Source organism: Streptomyces sp. NPDC090032 (assembly GCF_044748025.1).
GTDB lineage: Bacteria > Actinomycetota > Actinomycetes > Streptomycetales > Streptomycetaceae > Streptomyces.
This window is the reverse complement of record NZ_JBIVFF010000009.1, coordinates 143,495-160,676: the sequence shown is the minus strand read 5'-3', so window position 1 is coordinate 160,676 and position 17,182 is coordinate 143,495. Positions and strand designations below refer to the sequence as shown.

The following is a 17,182-nucleotide window of genomic DNA, read 5'->3' as shown; positions in this document are numbered from 1 at the left end:
CTTCTTCGCGCGGAGGGGCGTTCTTCCGGCGGGCCTGGGCCACGGGGACTCCTGCGGGTCTTTCAGTGTGCGGGCGTGATCTCGGGTTGCTGCTGGGTGATGCAGTGAATGCCACCGCCCCCGGCGAAGATCGTACGGGCGTCCACGAGCTGGACGGTCCTGCCCGGGAAAAGACGGCGGAAGATCCCGGCCGCGACCTCGTCGTTCGGGTCGTCGAAGGAGCACAGGACGACGCCGTCGTTGCACAGATAGTGGTTGATGTACGAGTAGTCGACCCAGCCCTCGTCGTCCTTGAGGACGGTCGGCGCGGGGACCTCGACGACCTCCAGGGGCCGGCCCTTGGCGTCCGTCTCTCCCTTGAGCTGCTCGATGAGCTGCTTGCTCAGCTCGTGGTCGGGGTGGGCGGGGTCCTGCTGCGAGTGGACCAGGACGACGCCGGGCGCGGCGAACGCGGCGACGATGTCGACGTGGCCGCGGGTGCCGTAGACGCCGTAGTCGCCGGTGAGGCCGCGCGGCAGCCAGATGGCCTTGGTGGTGCCGATCCGGGCGTGGATCTCCTGCTCGACCTCGGCCTTGGTGCGGCCCGGGTTGCGGTCGGGGTCGAGCTGCACGGTCTCGGTGAGGAGCACGGTGCCCTCGCCGTCGACGTGGATGCCGCCGCCCTCGTTGACGAGGGAGGAGGAGTGGACGGGCACGCCGACGAGGTCCGCGATGTGGCGCGCTATCTTCGCGTCGTGCTCCCAGACGGCCCAGTCCTGGGCGCCCCAGCCGTTGAACGTCCAGTCCACGGCGGCCAGTCGGCCGTCGCCGACGACGAACGTGGGGCCGATGTCGCGCATCCACGCGTCGTCGAGGTCGCGCTCGACGAGGTCGATGTCGTCGCCGAGCAGCGCACGGGCCGAGTCGCTCTGCCCGGGGGCGACGATCACGGTGACCGGCTCGAAGCGGCGTACGGCGCGGGCGACGGACGCCCAGGCCTCGCGCGCCTCGGCCAGCTCCTCTTCGTTGGTGAAGGTCGGGTTGGGGCTCGGCCAGGCCATCCAGGTGCGCTCGTGCGGGGCCCACTCGGGGGGCATGTGGAAGCTGCTCATGAGCGGGTCCTCACAGGAAGTAGAGACGGTTCAGGGAGACGGAGTCGGCCGGTTCGGAGCGCACCGGGTCGCCGTCGAGCGTGACGAGTCCGGTGGCCTGGTCGACGTCGATGGAGCCGGTGCGGGAGTTGAGCCGCAGGTCGGCGGGGCCGATGCCGCGGGTGCCGCGGACGGCGACGCGGCGGCGGCGGGTGGGCATCTTGTCGTTGCCCTGGTCGAGGGCGGCCTGGGCGACGAACGCGACGGAGATGTCCGCCGCGGTCGCGCCGTGCGCCCCGAACTGCGGCCCCAGGACGAGGGGTTCGCAGGTGTCGGTGGCCGCGTTCGGGTCGCCGACGACGCCGTACGCGGGGAAGCCGGACTTCAGGACGAGCTGCGGCTTCGCGCCGAAGAACTCGGGGCGCCACAGCACGATGTCCGCGAGCTTGCCGGCCTCGATGGAGCCGATCTCGTGGGAGAGGCCGTGCGCGATGGCGGGGTTGATGGTCAGCTTCGCCATGTAGCGCAGGACGCGCGCGTTGTCGTCGTACTCGCCGTCGCCGGTCTCCCCGTTCCGGGAAAGAAGGGGCCCGAGTTCGGCCTTCATCTTCCCGGCCATGGCGAAGGTCCTGCGCACGGTCTCGCCGGCGCGGCCCATGCCCTGCGCGTCCGACGACGTGATGCCGATGGCGCCCAGGTCGTGCAGGACGTCCTCGGCTCCCATCGTCCCGGCGCGGATCCGGTCGCGGGCCATGGCGGCGTCGCCCGGCAGGTCGGTCTTGAGGTCGTGGACCGAGACGATCATGCCGTAGTGCTCGGCGACGGCGTCGCGGCCGAAGGGCAGCGTGGGGTTGGTGGACGACCCGATGACGTTCGGGACGCCCGCCATCTTCAGCACGTTCGGTACGTGTCCGCCGCCGCAGCCCTCGATGTGGAAGGCGTGGATGGTGCGGCCGTCGAGGACCCTGAGGGTGTCCTCGACGGACAGGCACTCGTTCAGGCCGTCGCTGTGCAGGGCGACCTGGACGTCGTGCTCCTCGGCGACGCGCAGCGCGGTGTCGAGGGCGCGGGTGTGGGCGCCCATGTCCTCGTGCACCTTGAAGCCGGACGCGCCGCCCTCGGCGAGCGCCTCGATCAGCGGGGCGTCGTGCGAGGACGAACCCCGGCCGAGGAAGCCGATGTTGACGGGCCAGGCGTCGAACGCGTTGAACGCGTGGCGCAGCGCCCACGGCGAGTTCACGCCGACGCCCCACACGGGCCCGAACTCCTGGCCGATGATCGTGGTCACGCCGGAGGCCAGCGAGGCCTCCATGATGCGCGGCGACAGCAGGTGTACGTGGGTGTCGACGGCGCCCGCGGTGGCGATGAGGCCCTCGCCGGACACGATGGACGTGCCGGTGCCGACGACGACGTCGACCCCGTCGAGGGTGTCGGGGTTACCGGCGCGCCCTATGGCGTGGATCCGGCCCTCGCGGATGCCGATGGAGACCTTCCTGATCCCCTGCACGGCGTCGATCACGAGGACGTTGCTGATCACGACGTCGCAGGTCTCGCGGACGGCGGCGGCCTTGAGGTGCAGTCCGTCGCGGGCCGTCTTGCCGAACCCGGCGAGGAACTCGTCGCCGTACGCCTGCGCGTCGGACTCGACGCGGACGGTCAGGCCCGAGTCGCCGAGGCGCACGCGGTCACCGGCGCGCGGGCCGTGTGTGGCGGCGTACGCGTGGGGGTCGATGTGCCGGCTGCCCGGCGCGCAGTGGTCGCTGTGCTTGGTGGGCCTGCTCATGCGCCCGCTCCCTTCACTCCGAGGTATCCGCAGGCGGCTGCCCTGCGCAGGGCCTCCTCCTTGGTGCCCGGCGCGTCCAGCGGGCCGTCGACGAGTCCGGCGAAGCCGATCGCGACGCGCGCGCCGCCGATGGGCACGAGGCCCACCTCGGCGCTCTCCCCCGGCCCGAACCGCACCGAGGAACCGGCGGGGACGGCGAGCCGCATGCCGTAGGCGGCCGCGCGGTCGAAGTCGAGCCGCGGGTTGGCCTCGAAGAAGTGGAAGTGGGAGGTCACGGAGACGGGGACGCTCGACGTGTTGGTCGCCGTGAGCGTCACCGTGGCCGGCGGGTCGTTGTGCTCGGGGCCCGGCAGCAGGGCGCCCGGCGCCTCGTCGCCCAGCGAGGAGCCGATCGGGTCGCTGACCACGGCGAGCCGGGACCCGTCGTCGAAGACGGCCTCGACGTGCACCTCCGTCACGACGTCACTGACGCCGGGGAGCACATCGTCGGGGCCGAGGACGGAGCGGGCCGCCTCGATGGCCTCGGCGAGCCGCCGGCCGTCCCTGGCCGCCTCGCACACCGTGTCCGCGATCAGGGCCGTCGCCTCGGGGACGTTGAGCCGCAGGCCCCGGGCCTTCCGGGCCCTGGCCAGCTCGGCGGCCCCGAACAGCAGCAGCCGATCGCGTTCCGTGGGGGTCAGACGCACGCCACCACACCTCCGTGTCCTGAGTCGTTGCCTGAAGCCGTCTCGCTCACTATCCGTCACGTGTCGACGACCAGTCGTCATTGCCGGACGGGCTTCGGTTTAGAGCACCACTCTAACAACCGAATTATTGCCCGTGAAGTGTTGACTGAACTTGACGTGTCAGTCACATTAAAACGTCATTGAGCGACGCTCTAACCCGCGAATCGTCCCTCCAGGAGAGCACGCAATGCCGATTGAAACGCGCGGTGTCGACACCGTCCCGGACGACGAACGCACCAGCCGCCCTCGGGACTTGGTGAGCATCCTCCTCGGCTCCAACCTCGCCCTCGGCGTGATCATCTTCGGCGCGCTTCCCGTGACGTTCGGTCTCGGATGGTGGGACTCCTTCACCGCTCTGCTGACCGGCACCGTCGTCGGCAGCATCCTGGTGGCCCCGCTGTCCCTGGTCTCGCTGCGCACCGCGACCAATCTCTCCACCAGCAGTGGCGCGGCGTTCGGCGTCCGCGGCCGTCTGCTCGGCTCGATCATCGGCCTGCTGCTCTCCCTCGGTTACACCGCGCTGACCCTCTGGGTGGGCGGTGACTCGATGGTCGGCGCTCTGCACCGCGTCGTCGGGCTCCCCGCGAACGGCGTGACCACCAGCATCGTCTACGCGGCGCTGGCCTTCGCCACGGCCTTCGGCGCCGTGTTCGGCTACAAGCTCCTGCTCCGCATGAGCCGCGTGCTCTCAATCGGCATGACGATCCTGCTGATCCTGGGCGTCGTCGCCTACTGGCCGCACTTCACCACCGCCGCCCCCGACCCGAGCGGCTACGCGCTGGGGGGCTTCTGGCAGACCTGGATCCTGTCCGCTGTCGCCGCCGGCCTCAGCGGTCCGATCGCCTTCATCACTCTGCTCGGCGACTACACCCGCTACATCTCGCCCCGGCGCCACAGCAGCAAGGCCGTCTACTTCTGCACCTACGTCGGCCTGATGCTCGGCCTGCTGGTACCGCAGCTGTTCGGTACGTTCACCGCGATCGCGGTGAACGCCGACGACTGGGCCACGGGCCTCGTCGCCGGGGCCCCGTCCTGGTACCTGGTCCCGCTGATCCTCGCCGCCTCCGCCGGCTCCGTCGGCAACGCGGGTCTGATGCTCTACAGCATGGGTCTGGACATGGACGCGATCCTGCCGAAGGCGACCCGCACCCGGTGCACGTACGTCATCGCCGGTGTCTCCACCGTCCTCGTCTACGCAGGCCACTTCCTGTGGAGTGCCACGAACGCCATGACCGCGTTCGTACTGATGCTGACCGCCCTGTGCACCCCCTGGGCCGTGATCACCCTGATCAACCACATCCGCAGCAAGGCGCGCTACGACTCGGAGTCGCTCCAGGTCTACAACCGCGGCAGCGTCGGTGGCATCTACTGGTTCCAGGCCGGCTGGAACGTCCGCGCGGCCCTGGCCTGGGCGATCGGCGCGACCGTCGGGGTCCTGTGCGTCGACGCCACCCCGACCTACACCGGCCCCGTGGTGGCGTACACCGGCGGCATCGACTTCAGCTTCCTGCTGTCCGCCACCATCACGGCCCTCGCCTACCTGACGCTGAACATCGGCCAAAGGCCTCCCACCGTCCCGGCCTCCACCGAGGCGGAGAAGCCGACGAAGGAGCCCGTGACGGCCGGCTGAGGGCCAGCAGAAACGAATGACCCGGCAACTGCACGTTGCCGGGTCATTCGTTTGCGGTGGGCGAGCGCCTTTAGCCCAGCTGGTGCATCCAGCCGTGCTTGTCCACGGACGTGCCGCGCTGGATGTCGAGCAGTGCCTCGCGCAGCTTCAGCGTGACCTCGCCGGGCTCGCCGCCCGACTGGGACCACTCGGTGCCTGCGCGCTTGACGGTGCCGACGGGTGTGATGACCGCCGCGGTGCCGCAGGCGAAGACCTCGGTGAGCGTGCCGTTCTCGGTGTCGGCCTGCCACTGGTCGATGGAGACGCGGCTCTCGACGGACTCGTAGCCCAGGTCGCGGGCGACCGAGAGGAGCGAGTCACGGGTGACGCCCGCGAGGAGCGAGCCGGTCAGCTCCGGGGTGACGATCTTGTCCCCGTACACGAAGTACAGGTTCATGCCGCCGAGCTCCTCGACCCACTTGTGCTCGACGGCGTCGAGGTAGGCGACCTGGTCGCAGCCCTGGGCGGCGGCCTCGGCCTGGGCGAGCAGGGACGCCGCGTAGTTGCCGCCGGTCTTGGCGTCGCCCATGCCGCCGGGGACGGCGCGCACGCGGTCCTCGGACAGCCAGATCGACACGGGCCGGACGCCACCGGCGAAGTAGGCGCCCGCGGGCGAGGCGATCACGATGAAGAGGTACTCGTTGGCGGGCTTCACGCCCAGGCCGACCTCGGTCGCGATCATGAAGGGGCGCAGGTAGAGGGACTCCTCGCCGCCGTGCGCCGGGACCCACGCGATGTCCTGCTGGACCAGCGCGTCGCACGCCTCGATGAACGTCTCGACCGGCAGCTCGGGCATGGCCAGGCGGTGCGCCGAGGCCTGGAAGCGCTTGGCGTTCATCTCGGGGCGGAAGGTGGCGACGGTGCCGTCGGGCTGGCGGTAGGCCTTGAGGCCCTCGAAGATCTCCTGCGCGTAGTGCAGGACGTTCGTCGCCGGGTCGAGGGAGAGCGGTCCGTAGGGCACGAGCTGCCCGTCGTGCCAGCCTCGGCCCTCGGTCCACCGGATCGTCACCATGTGGTCGGTGAAGTGGCGGCCGAATCCCGGGTTGGCCAGGATCGCCTCGCGCTCCGCGTCGGACAGCGGGGTCGAGGAGGGCTTGAGCTCGATCGTGGGCGTCGTCATGGTTGCGTGTCCTTCACCGGTTTGTGTGTGACGGACCGCTTTTCACGCTCGTGCAGATGGAAGCTCGAACTATCCAACTACCCAACTACTTGGTCGTCCGAGCTTCTGCGTTCACCGCGGCCCCACGTTCGATTATCGCTCGTGGGGGTCCGATGGACGAAAACGGCCCGTACGGATCCGGCGTGAGGTGCGGTCCTGGGGTTGATGGTGGCACCCGGAGACCGCAAAGGTGAAGCCGCCGGGTGCGGATGCGACCCGGCGGCTTCTTAAGTGCATGAAGAGCGGCGGGTCAGCCGGCTACTCGTCCGGCGAGCGCGTCGCCGATCTCGTCGGTCGTCCGCGCGGTGGTGCCGCGCTCGGCGAGGTCGGCGGAGACGGCGTCCTCGATGCGGGCGGCCTCGGCCTCGTAGCCGAGGTGACGCAGCAGGAGCGCCACGGACAGGACGGTGGCCGTGGGGTCGGCCTTGCCCTGGCCGGCGATGTCGGGGGCCGAGCCGTGGACCGGCTCGAACATCGACGGGAACTCGCGGGACGGGTTGATGTTCCCGGAGGCCGCGACGCCGATGCCGCCGGAGACGGCAGCGGCGAGGTCGGTGATGATGTCGCCGAAGAGGTTGTCGGTGACGATCACGTCGAAGCGCTCGGGGTCGGTGACGAGGAAGATCGTCGCCGCGTCCACGTGCAGGTAGTCGGTGGTGACCTCGGGGAACTCCGCGGCCACCTTGTTGAAGATGTTCGTCCAGAGGTGACCCGCGAAGGACAGCACGTTGTTCTTGTGGACCAGCGTGAGCTTCTTGCGGGGGCGGGCCTGGGCGCGGGCGAAAGCGTCACGGACCACGCGCTCGACACCGAACGCCGTGTTGACGGAGACCTCGGTGGCGACCTCGTGCGGTGTGCCGGTGCGGATCGAGCCACCGTTGCCCGTGTACGGGCCTTCGGTGCCCTCGCGGACCACGATGAAGTCGATCTCCGGCTGACCCTTGAGGGGCGTCGCCACACCCGGGAGCAGCTTGCTCGGGCGGAGGTTGACGTGGTGGTCGAAGAGGAAGCGGAGCTTGAGCAGGAAGCCGCGCTCGAGGACGCCGGACGGGACCGAAGGGTCACCGATCGCGCCGAGCAGGATGGCGTCGTGCTGCTTGAGCGCCGCGACGTCCGCGTCGGTGAGGGTCTCACCGGTCGCGTGGTAGCGCCTGGCGCCGAAGTCGTATTCCTTGGTCTCCAGCTTCACATCCTGCGGGAGGACGGCGCCGAGGACCTTGAGCCCCTGGGCCACGACCTCCTGGCCGATGCCGTCACCGGGGATCACTGCGAGATTGAGGATGCGAGAGCTAGCCGACATGCGGACACCCTACTTCGGCGTCCCATGGAATGACACTCGCTGTCCACCATTCGGACAGGCGTGGTGCGGGTCCGTCGCGCGGGACGCCGTACGGCCCACCTGTGTTCACCCGCAGGTATGGCCCTTGTTGGTCTCTGCTGGGAAGTTCTCGTTCTATGACTGCGCCTTCCAGGGGGACACCCCCCGGATCCCCCACGCCGAACGTCGGCATACCCGAGCAGCTGGCCCGCCGCCTGAGCATGCCGGAACAGCACGAGTACCTGCGCGCCCGGTTCAGCAGGCGGCGCGCACTGACCGGGACCGCCGCGAGCGTGGGCGGCCTGACCCTCCTGAGCGGCTCGGCCCCCTCGGCGTACGCGGGGCCTTCCGCTCCCGCCTCGCCCGCCGCTCCCGTCCGCTCGGCGGCGGTCCAGGTCGACGGTTCCCTCGTCGCCCCCTTCGCCCGCCATCTCGCCTTCGGCGCCGACCCGAAGACGCAGATGCGGATCTCCTGGCAGGTGCCGTTCGCGGTGCGCAGGCCGTTCGTACGGGTGGGCCTGAAGCCCTGGGACCTCAGCCGGAAGATCGAGGCCGAGGTGCGCGCCCTGCACACCCCGTCCCTCGCCAGGAAGCTCCCGGCGGTCGAGCAGCACTATCTGCACGCGGCCCTGGACGGCCTGACCCCCGGGACGACGTACTACTACGGAGTCGGCCACGACGGTTTCGACCCGGCGTCCGCGGAGCGCATCGCGACGATCGGCTCCTTCCGCACGGCTCCGGCGAAGGCGGAGAAGTTCGTCTTCACGGCCTTCGGCGACCAGGGTGTCAGCTATGACGCGCTCGCCAACGATCAGTTGATCCTTGGGCAGAACCCCTCGTTCCATCTGCACGCGGGCGACATCTGCTACGCCGACAGCACCGGGCACGGCAAGGAGTCGGACACGTACGACGCCCGCGTGTGGGACCAGTTCCTGGCGCAGACGGAGTCGGTCGCGAAGTCGGTGCCGTGGATGGTGACGACCGGCAACCACGACATGGAGGCCTGGTACTCCCCCAACGGGTACGGCGGCCAGTCGGCCCGCTGGAGCCTGCCGGACAACGGCCCGGACCCGCACAACGCGCCGGGCGTCTACTCCTTCGTGTACGGGAACGTGGGCGTCGTCGCGCTCGACGCGAACGACGTCTCGTACGAGATCCCCGCGAACAAGGGCTACACGGACGGCAAGCAGACCGCGTGGCTGAACAGGCGGCTCGGTGAGCTGCGGGCGCGCGAGGACATCGACTTCGTGGTGGTCTTCTTCCACCACTGCGCGTACTCGACGTCGACGCACGCCTCCGACGGCGGGGTGCGCGCCGCGTGGCTGCCGCTGTTCACCGAGCACCAGGTGGACCTGGTGATCAACGGGCACAACCACGTGTACGAACGCACGGACGCCATCAAGAACGGAGAGGTGGGCAGGCCGGTGCCGGTCGGCGCGTCGACCGATCCGACGCGCGACGGCATCGTGTACGTCACCGCGGGCGGCGCCGGCAAGGACCTCTACGGGTTCGGGACCGGGGTCGAGGACAGCTACGAGGGCCATGTCCGCGACCGCGAGTCGATCGTGACGTTCCACTGGACGAAGTCACGCCTGCCGAACCCGGACACCGTTCAGTGGTCGCGGGTGCGGTACACCGGCTTCTCGTTCCTCGCGGTGGAGGCGGAGACCGGCGGGGCGGGCGTGACCCCGAGGCTGAAGGTCTCCGCGCTGGCCGAGAGCGGCGAGCGCATCGACTATTTCGAGGTGAGGCGGGGCGCGAAGCCGTAGGGGCGAGGGGCCCTAACGGATCTCGTGCCCCGTCTCACCGCCGTTGTCCCTGCGGTCGAGGGCTCGCTGCAGCGCGGCGGCGGCGTTCTTGCGGTCCGATTCGGACGGCGATGCGTGACGGACTCGGCGGCGGACGGGCGTCGCTGTGGCCATGAGAGATCGACTCCTTGAGATCACGGGGGATTTCGAGGCGCCGGAAGAGGCGGGGAGCCTGGAGCCGCAGGGGTTACCTGCCTTCTGCTCAGCTCACGACCGCCATTCGCTGGATCGAGCGAGACGTTCGGCTCCTACAAAGCTAAGCGAGAAGCCCGCTTCTGTCTCCACAGTTACTCGGACTTCCTACTATCTGAGACGGGAACCACGTCGACGGGTCGCTTCGCGCCGGGCCGGCCCGCGTCCTGCCAGCTCAGAGAATGTCGCCGGCCCGCCAGTCGAAGAGGAGCGCGTGGGCCGGGTCGAGTGCGGCCGTGACGCGGCGCAGGAACGGCGGGCTCTCGTCGTCCGGCAGCCGCACCGGCCCGTCGGGACCGTACGCGCCGAATCCCCCCTGCCACTCCTCCCAGCCGCGCGCCCGGTAGAGCGCCGCTCCGTCGGGCGACGCGGACAGCGCGCCCAGCTCGTAGGCCGCGTCGATCACCCGCTCCAGGGCCGCCAGGACCTGCCCGCCCAGGCCGCTCCTACGCGCGTCGGCGCGGACGGCGACGCCCTCGACGTAGCCGGTGCGCAGCGAGCGGCCGTCGTGCGCGAGCCTGCGCTGCACGACGGAGCCGTGCGCGACGAGCGCGCCGGCACTGTCGCGTACCAGTGCGTGCACCCCGCCGATGGTGTGGTCCCAGTCGTCGTCGCTGAAGCCGCCGTTGAAGGCGTCGTCCAACAGGGCGCGCACGGACCGGAGTTCGGATCGGGTGAGGTCGGCGGTGTGTGCGGTGCTCAGCGTGGTCACCGGGACACCGTACTCACGCGCTATTTGAGTACGCGCGCCGATTTCACGCCGCGTCCGCGGCGGCACAGTCGTACTCATGAACGGCCTCTACGCTCTCAAGCCCTGGTACGCGGACCGGCTCTCCGGTCTGCGCCGCGCGCTCGCCGCCCGGCAGGTCTCGCCCGACACCCTGACGGCGGCCGGTGTCGGGTGTGCCGCGGGCGCGGCGGCGGCGCTCGCCTGGCTGCCCGCGCCCCTGGCCGCGCTTCCGGTGGCGGTGCTGCTCGCGGCGCGGCTCGCCTTCGCGAACCTGGACGGCGCGCTCGCCCGCGACACCGGCCGGACGACGCGTCGTGGTGCGCTCCTGAACGAACTGGGCGACCGCGCGGCCGACCTGCTCGTCATCGCGGGCTTCCTGCCGCTGGCCCCGCTGTGGCTGGTGGCCGTGGCGGCCTTCGCGTCGACGCTCCCTTCGTGGATCTCCCTGGCGGGCGCGGCGGCGGGCGCGCCCCGGCGCAACGGCGGCCCGGTCGGCAAGACGGAGCGCTGCCTCCTCGCGGTCGTGGCCGCGGCCTCGGGCTGGGCGGTGCCGGTGCTCGCCGTGGTCGCGGCGGGGTCCGCGGTGACGGCGGTGCTGCGGGCGGTGTGGGTGTGGAGGGTGCTGGGCCGGCCTGGGGCGGATGTGGCTACGGGCAAGGCTGCGGCTACGGAGAAGGCTGAGGTGACGGGAGAGGTTGTGCCTGCCGTGGCTACGGAGACGGCTGAAGCTACGGAGACGGCTCAGGTCCCGGTGGCGGAGCCCCCGGCACCGGCCCCGGCCAGGACCACGGCCACCCGTCGCCGCCCTACCCCCTCCCCCACGCTCAACTCCCCTCCCCCGAGGCCCGATCGAGGCCTCCCTCTCGACCCCGGCGAAGTGTCCGGCTCCATCACACACACCCGCCCCCAGTCCCCCGCGGACCGCGGCACGCAACTGCGGGGCACCCGATGAGCGCCGCGTTCGTCGCCGGCGAGGTGGCCGGGCGGGCCGTACCGGTCGTGGCCGGGGTGCTCGGGGCCGGTGGTGTCGCCGTCGCCTCGCTGCCGTCCCGGCTCCGGATGCGGGCCGAGCTGCGCAGACGCTGGCGGACCTGGGCACTGTCCGCGCCGCTGTTCATCGGAGCGTTCTTCGTAGGCCGCGCGGGCGCGTTCGTGCTTGCGGCCGGGCTCGGTGTGGTCGCGGTGGGCGAGTACGCGCGGATGGCGGGCCTGCCCCGCGCCGAACGGGCCGTCTTGGTGGCCGCGGCAATTGCCGTGCCTGGTGCGGCACTTGCGGGGCCCGACCCCCGTACGACCGGGGCGCTTCTCGTGCTCGCCGTCCTCGCGGCGGTCTGCGCGGGCGACGCCGAACAGGGCTTCACGCGCGCGTGCCGCACGCTCTTCGGTCTGCTGTGGATCCCGGTGTCGCTGAGCGGCCTGGTGCTGCTCGGCGACACGGCGCTCGCGGTGGGGGTCGCGGTGGCGTTCGGTGACGTGGGCGCGTGGTGCGGCGGTACGGCGCTCGGCCGGCGGGAGCCGCTCGCGCGGCGGCTTTCGCCGCTGTCCCCCAACAAGACGTGGGCGGGTGTACTGGGCGCCGCGGTCGCAACTGCCGCCGCGCTCGCGGCAGTCGGCGCGTTCACGCCGGTCCTGTGGGCGGCCGTCCTGGCCGGCTGCGTCCTCGGCGATCTCGTCGAGTCGATGGTGAAGCGCGAGGCGGGCGTGAAGGACGCGGGCAGTTGGCTGCCGGGCTTCGGCGGGCTCCTCGACCGCGTCGACTCGCTCCTCGTGGCCCTCCTCCTCGTGATGGTGGTGACCCTGTGACGACGACCGCGACCGCTCCGGCCCGGGTGCGCCCGCCCCGTGCGGCCGCCCGCCTTCGCCACGCCCTGTGGTGGCTCGTCCTCACCCTCACCGGCGGTGTGGAGCGCCGGGGCCGGCTCCCGCGCGGCGGCTGCGTCGTGGTCGCCAACCACAGCTCGCACGCCGACACCGCGGCGCTGCTCGCGGCGCTCGACGCCTCGCACGCCCCGGCGATCGGCGCGGCGGCGGACTACTGGTTCGCCTCGCCCTGGCGCAGCCGCATCTGCCGTCGCCTCGCCGCCGGGTTCCCGGTGCGGCGGTCGGGCGGGGGCATGGACGACCTGCTCGGCATGGCGGACACGCTGCGCGCGGGCCGTGCCGTGGTCCTCTTCCCCGAGGGCACGCGCGCGCGTGCGGGTGAGCTGGGTTCGTTCCACCGCGGCGCCCTGGTCCTGGCGGAGCACGCGCGCGTGCCGGTGGTGCCGGTCGGGATCGCGGGCACGGAGCGGCTCCTTCCCAAGCACGGCAGGCTGCGCCCGTCCCTGGTCCGGGTGCGCATCGGTGAGCCGCTCCCGTACACGGCGACACCGGAGGAGGCCCGTGTCGCGGTGGCCGCCCTTCATGACCGTACGGTCGCGGAGCCGCTGCGGGACTCCCGCGTCCGCAAGGTCCTGGCCCGTGTGATCAGCGCGCGGCTCGGGCTGCTCCTCGCCTTCGCGTGGGCGTTCGCGGAGGCGCTGAGCTGGCCGCTGATGCCGGAGCTGTTCCTCGCGGTGGCGTGCGTGGCGGTGCCGCGCCGGGCCCTGAAACTGTCCGTCACGGCGCTCACGGGCAGCCTCGCGGGCGGAGTGCTCGCGCTCCAACTGGCCTCCATGGGCGTCTCGTTGCCCGCGCCCCTGACGACGGACCGGATGCGGGCGGAGGTCCGTCACGAACTGTCCGTCGAGGGCGCGTCGGCGGTACGCCACCAGCCCTGGAACGGCATCCCGTTCAAGGTCTACGCGAAGGAGGCGGGCCGTGCGGACGCCCCCGTCACGGGCTGGCTGTCCGAGTCGGCCCGCGCCCGCGGCTCCCGCACCCTCACCGTGGGCCTCGCCTTCGGCGCGCTCGGCTTCCTGGTGCACCGGCTGCGCAGGTTCTACGGGCTCTACCTGGGCCTGCTGTGCGGCGGCTTCACGGCCGGCCTCTCGCTCATCGTGGCGGGCTGGAGCTGACGCGGGCATTCACAGAGGGGCGCGGGCCTTCGGAACGGGCGATCCTCGCCGCGTCCCCGACCCCGCTCACGTACCGTCGAGATCATGAAATTACCTCCCTCCCGCAGGACCCTCCTCGGCGCCGCGGCTCTGGCGCCCGCCCTCCTCTCCGTGCCCGGCACCGCGAGCGCGACGCCCTCCTCCGACACCGGCGGTGACGCCCGGCGACGGCTGCGGGAACTGGAGGCGGGCTACCCCGGACGCATCGGCGTGCACGCCCTGGACACCGGCACCGGCGCTGTCCTCGCCTACCGCGCGCACGAACGCTTCGCGATCGCCTCGACGTTCAAGGTGCTCGCCGGCGCGGCCGTCCTGCGCAGGGCGCGCGAGGAGGAGCCCGGACTGCTCGACGTACTGATCCGCTACGGACGCGACGACCTCGTGGCCGCCTCGCCCCGCACCGAGATGCACCTCGAAACCGGCATGACGGTAAGGGAGTTGTGCGACGCGGCGATCACGTACAGCGACAACACAGCGGCCAATCTGCTGATGCGCCGGATCGGCGGCCCCGCCGGCGTCACCGCGTTCGCCCGCTCGCTCGGCGACTCCGTGACCCGGCTCGACCGGTGGGAGACCGACCTCAACACGAACATCCCCGGCGACCGGCGGGACACCACGACGCCCGCCGCCATGACCGCGGACCTGCGCGCGCTGGTCCTCGGCGACGCCCTCCACCCGCTCGACCGCGGCCAGTTGACCCGGTGGCTGGTGGAGAACACCACCGGCGACAAGCGGATCCGCGCGGGGCTCCCGACGGGCTGGCGGGTCGGCGACAAGACCGGGTCCCCCGCCTACGGCGGGGTCAACGACGTGGCCGTGGCCTGGCCGCCGGGCGGCGGGGCTCCCCTGGTCGTCTGCGTGTACACGACCCGGCTCGACCCGGACACGCCGGGCGAGGACCGGATCGCCGCCGACATCACGCGCATCTGCGTGGACGCGCTGCTCTGACCCCGGACACGACACCGCCTCCGACCGGGGTGGGGCCCTGGTCGGAGGCGGGGTTCAGAGGGGCGCCGAAGCGCCGGGTGGGCGTCAGCCCATGTGCGGGTAGCCGTACTCGGTCGGCGGGACCAGCGTCTCCTTGATGGCGCGGGTCAGGGTCCAGCGCTGCAGGTTCTGCGGGGCGCCGGCCTTGTCGTTGGTGCCGGAGGCGCGGCCGCCGCCGAAGGGCTGCTGGCCGACGACGGCGCCGGTCGACTTGTCGTTGATGTAGAAGTTGCCCGCGGCGTAGCGGAGCTTGTCCATCGTGTGCGCGGCGGCGGCGCGGTCGTTCGAGATGACCGCACCCGTCAGGGCGTAGTCCGAGGCGGACTCCATCTGGTCCAGCATCTCGTCGTACTTGGCGTCGTCGTAGACGTGCACCGCGAGGATCGGGCCGAAGTACTCGGTCGTGAAGACCTCGTTCGCCGGGTCGCTGCACACGATGACGGTCGGGCGGACGAAGTAGCCGACCGAGTCGTCGTACTCGCCGCCGGCGATGACCGTGCAGGTCGGGTCCGACTTGGCGCGGTCGATGGCCGCCTTGTTCTTGGCGAAGGAGCGCTCGTCGATGACGGCACCGATGAAGTTCGTCAGGTCGGTGACGTCACCCATCTTGATGCCGTCGACCTCGGCCGCGAACTCCTCCTTGAACCCGTCGTTCCAGATGGAGGCCGGAACGTAGGCGCGCGAGGAAGCGGAGCACTTCTGGCCCTGGTACTCGAAGGAACCGCGGGTCAGGGCCGTCTTGAGGACGGCGCGGTCGGCGCTCGGGTGGGCGACGACGAAGTCCTTGCCACCGGTCTCACCGACGAGCCGCGGGTAGGTGCGGTACTTGTCGATGTTCGTGCCGACCGTCTTCCACAGGTGCTGGAAGGTCTTGGTCGAGCCGGTGAAGTGGATGCCGGCCAGGTCGCGGTGGTTCAGGGCGACCTCGGAGACCGCGATGCCGTCACCGGTGACGAGGTTGATGACGCCCTTGGGCAGGCCGGCCTCTTCGAGGAGCTGCATGAGCAGCACGGCGGCGTGGGTCTGCGTCGGGGACGGCTTCCAGACCACCACGTTGCCCATGAGGGCGGGGGCGGTGGGGAGGTTGCCCGCGATGGCGGTGAAGTTGAAGGGCGTGATCGCGTAGACGAAGCCCTCGAGCGGGCGGTGGTCCATGCGGTTCCACACGCCGGTGGAGTTCGCCGGGGGCTGCTCGGCGAGGATCTGGCGCGCGTAGTGCACGTTGAAGCGCCAGAAGTCGACGAGCTCACAGGGGGTGTCGATCTCGGCCTGCTGCGCGGTCTTCGACTGGCCGAGCATCGTGGACGCGGCGAGCGTCTCGCGCCAGGTCGTGGAGAGCAGCTCGGCGGCGCGCAGGATGATCGCGGCGCGGTCGTCGAAGGACATCGCGCGCCAGGCCGGGGCGGCGGCGAGCGCGGCGTCGATCGCGTCCTGCGCGTCCGCCTGCGTGGCGCCACGGCCCGTACCGATGACGGCCTTGTGGTTGTGCGGCTGGACGACGGTGAACTCGTCACCGCCACCGAGGCGCTTGACGCCGCCGATGGTCATCGACAGCTCGATCGGGTTCTCGGCAAGCTCCTTGAGCTTGACCTCGAGGCGCGCCCGCTCCGGGGAGCCGGGGGCGTAGCCGTGCACCGGCTCGTTGACGGGAGCGGGGACCTGGGTTACAGCGTCCATGAGTCTCGGAACTCCTTTGAGAGGGGTGGGGCTCAGCCCTTGGTGAGGATGGAGCGGGCGAAGAACAGCAGGTTGGCGGGCTTCTCCGCGAGGCGGCGCATGAAGTAGCCGTACCAGTCGGTGCCGTACGCGGTGTAGACGCGCATCCGGTGGCCCTCGGCGGCGAGGCGGACGTGCTCGTCGCTGCGGATCCCGTACAGCATCTGGAACTCGTACTCGTCCAGCTTGCGCCCGGCGCGGCGGGCGAGCTCCTGGCTGATGGAGATGAGGCGGGGGTCGTGGGACCCGATCATCGGGTACCCGTCGCCCTCCATCAGAATCTTCAGGATGCGGACGTACGCCTTGTCGATCTCGGCCTTGTCCTGGTACGCGACGGAGGCGGGCTCCTTGTAGGCGCCCTTCACGATGCGCACGCGGCTGCCGGCGGCGGCCAGGCGGGTGGCGTCGTCCTCGGTGCGGAAGAGGTACGCCTGGATGACGCATCCGGTCTGCGGGAAGTCCTTCCGCAGCTCCTCGTGGATGGCGAACATCGAGTCGAGGGTGGTGTGGTCCTCGGCGTCCAGGGTGACCGTGGTGCCGATCGCGGCGGCGGCCTCGACGACCGGGCGGACGTTGGCGAGGGCCAGCTCGTGGCCGCCGTCCAGCGCTTGGCCGAACATCGACAGCTTGACGGACATCTCGGCCTTGGTGCCGAGGCCCAGGTCCTTGAGGCGCGCGATCAGCTCGAGGTAGGCGTCGCGCGCGGCGGCGGCCTGCTCGGGGGTCGTGATGTCCTCGCCGACCACGTCGAGGGTGACCTCGAGGCCCTTGCCGCAGGCGTCCACGACGATCGGCACGACGTCGTCGACGCTCTCACCGGCGATGAACCGGTCGACGACCTGCTTCGTGCCGGGGGCTGCCGAGATGAAGCGGCGCATCTTGTCGCTGCGCGACGCGGCGAGAATCACGGGACCCAGCACGGGCCACCTCCACGGAGAGTACGAACGAGTGGCCGTTTCGGCGTAAGCGAACTGAATCGCAACAGACCGG

15 protein-coding genes are annotated in these 17,182 nt (G+C 71.2%); 6 read left to right on the top strand and 9 right to left on the bottom strand.

All coding sequences use genetic code 11. The annotated features are described in order from the left end of the window. Positions 1-62: 62 nt before the first annotated feature. From ACIPWY_RS23495 to ureA, 3 genes are read right to left on the bottom strand one after another with little or no spacing between them, the layout of a single operon-like run. Positions 63-1,091, bottom strand: a complete 1,029-nt coding sequence (locus ACIPWY_RS23495) for an agmatine deiminase family protein (protein WP_362904719.1) — start codon at positions 1,089-1,091, stop codon at positions 63-65. A 10-nt stretch (positions 1,092-1,101) separates the two neighbouring features. Next, the gene (locus ACIPWY_RS23490) at positions 1,102-2,853 is read right to left on the bottom strand and encodes an urease subunit alpha (protein ID WP_362904717.1); all 1,752 of its coding nucleotides are present in this window, start codon (positions 2,851-2,853) and stop codon (positions 1,102-1,104) included. Continuing rightward, positions 2,850-3,539, bottom strand: a complete 690-nt coding sequence (gene ureA / locus ACIPWY_RS23485) for an urease subunit gamma (protein WP_362904715.1) — start codon at positions 3,537-3,539, stop codon at positions 2,850-2,852. The genes ACIPWY_RS23490 and ureA overlap by 4 nt, the downstream gene beginning before the upstream one ends. Before the next feature lie 226 nt (positions 3,540-3,765). Here ureA and ACIPWY_RS23480 point away from each other — a divergent pair, with 226 nt between their 5' ends. Beyond that, positions 3,766-5,208 carry a cytosine permease gene (locus ACIPWY_RS23480; RefSeq protein ID WP_401534793.1) on the top strand — a complete coding sequence of 481 codons (1,443 nt, stop codon included), beginning with the start codon at positions 3,766-3,768 and terminating at the stop codon, positions 5,206-5,208. A 70-nt stretch (positions 5,209-5,278) separates the two neighbouring features. Here ACIPWY_RS23480 and ACIPWY_RS23475 read toward each other — a convergent pair whose 3' ends face one another. Both ACIPWY_RS23475 and ACIPWY_RS23470 read right to left on the bottom strand, forming a co-directional pair. Then, complete coding sequence (locus tag ACIPWY_RS23475) at positions 5,279-6,367, bottom strand: branched-chain amino acid aminotransferase (RefSeq protein ID WP_362904707.1); 1,089 nt, start codon at positions 6,365-6,367, stop codon at positions 5,279-5,281. 289 nt (positions 6,368-6,656) lie between these two features. Then, the gene (locus ACIPWY_RS23470; protein ID WP_362904705.1) at positions 6,657-7,706 is read right to left on the bottom strand and encodes a 3-isopropylmalate dehydrogenase; all 1,050 of its coding nucleotides are present in this window, start codon (positions 7,704-7,706) and stop codon (positions 6,657-6,659) included. Positions 7,707-7,861: 155 nt separating this feature from the next. Between ACIPWY_RS23470 and ACIPWY_RS23465 the strand changes: the two genes are divergently transcribed. After that, positions 7,862-9,493: a purple acid phosphatase family protein gene (locus tag ACIPWY_RS23465; RefSeq protein WP_393704218.1), complete on the top strand. Its 1,632-nt coding sequence runs from the start codon at positions 7,862-7,864 to the stop codon at positions 9,491-9,493. Positions 9,494-9,505: 12 nt separating this feature from the next. Here the strand turns inward: ACIPWY_RS23465 and ACIPWY_RS23460 are convergent, their stop codons facing one another. Together ACIPWY_RS23460 and ACIPWY_RS23455 are read right to left on the bottom strand one after the other, a co-directional pair. After that, entirely contained in the window at positions 9,506-9,646 is a 141-nt protein-coding gene (locus tag ACIPWY_RS23460; protein ID WP_362904700.1) for a hypothetical protein, read from the bottom strand. Positions 9,647-9,899: 253 nt separating this feature from the next. Continuing rightward, a complete protein-coding gene (locus ACIPWY_RS23455) occupies positions 9,900-10,436 on the bottom strand; it encodes a GNAT family N-acetyltransferase (protein ID WP_362904698.1) in 537 nt (178 codons plus the stop codon). Positions 10,437-10,512: 76 nt separating this feature from the next. Between ACIPWY_RS23455 and ACIPWY_RS23450 the strand changes: the two genes are divergently transcribed. The 4 genes from ACIPWY_RS23450 to bla all read left to right on the top strand — a co-directional run bounded on the left by ACIPWY_RS23450 (position 10,513) and on the right by bla (position 14,437). Beyond that, positions 10,513-11,406: a CDP-alcohol phosphatidyltransferase family protein gene (locus ACIPWY_RS23450; RefSeq protein WP_362904696.1), complete on the top strand. Its 894-nt coding sequence runs from the start codon at positions 10,513-10,515 to the stop codon at positions 11,404-11,406. Continuing rightward, positions 11,403-12,257 carry a phosphatidate cytidylyltransferase gene (locus tag ACIPWY_RS23445; protein WP_362904694.1) on the top strand — a complete coding sequence of 285 codons (855 nt, stop codon included), beginning with the start codon at positions 11,403-11,405 and terminating at the stop codon, positions 12,255-12,257. Before ACIPWY_RS23450 ends, ACIPWY_RS23445 begins: the two co-directional genes overlap by 4 nt. Further along, positions 12,254-13,450, top strand: coding sequence for a lysophospholipid acyltransferase family protein (locus ACIPWY_RS23440; RefSeq protein WP_362904692.1), 1,197 nt, complete (start codon positions 12,254-12,256; stop codon positions 13,448-13,450). Before ACIPWY_RS23445 ends, ACIPWY_RS23440 begins: the two co-directional genes overlap by 4 nt. Positions 13,451-13,534: 84 nt before the next feature. Continuing rightward, positions 13,535-14,437, top strand: coding sequence for a class A beta-lactamase (bla, locus tag ACIPWY_RS23435; protein ID WP_362904690.1), 903 nt, complete (start codon positions 13,535-13,537; stop codon positions 14,435-14,437). Positions 14,438-14,521: 84 nt separating this feature from the next. On the opposite strand, the gene pruA is transcribed toward bla, so the two are convergent. Both pruA and ACIPWY_RS23425 read right to left on the bottom strand, forming a co-directional pair. Next, complete coding sequence (pruA, locus tag ACIPWY_RS23430; RefSeq protein ID WP_362904688.1) at positions 14,522-16,153, bottom strand: L-glutamate gamma-semialdehyde dehydrogenase; 1,632 nt, start codon at positions 16,151-16,153, stop codon at positions 14,522-14,524. 32 nt (positions 16,154-16,185) lie between these two features. Continuing rightward, positions 16,186-17,112: a proline dehydrogenase family protein gene (locus tag ACIPWY_RS23425; protein ID WP_362904686.1), complete on the bottom strand. Its 927-nt coding sequence runs from the start codon at positions 17,110-17,112 to the stop codon at positions 16,186-16,188. Positions 17,113-17,182: the final 70 nt, after the last annotated feature.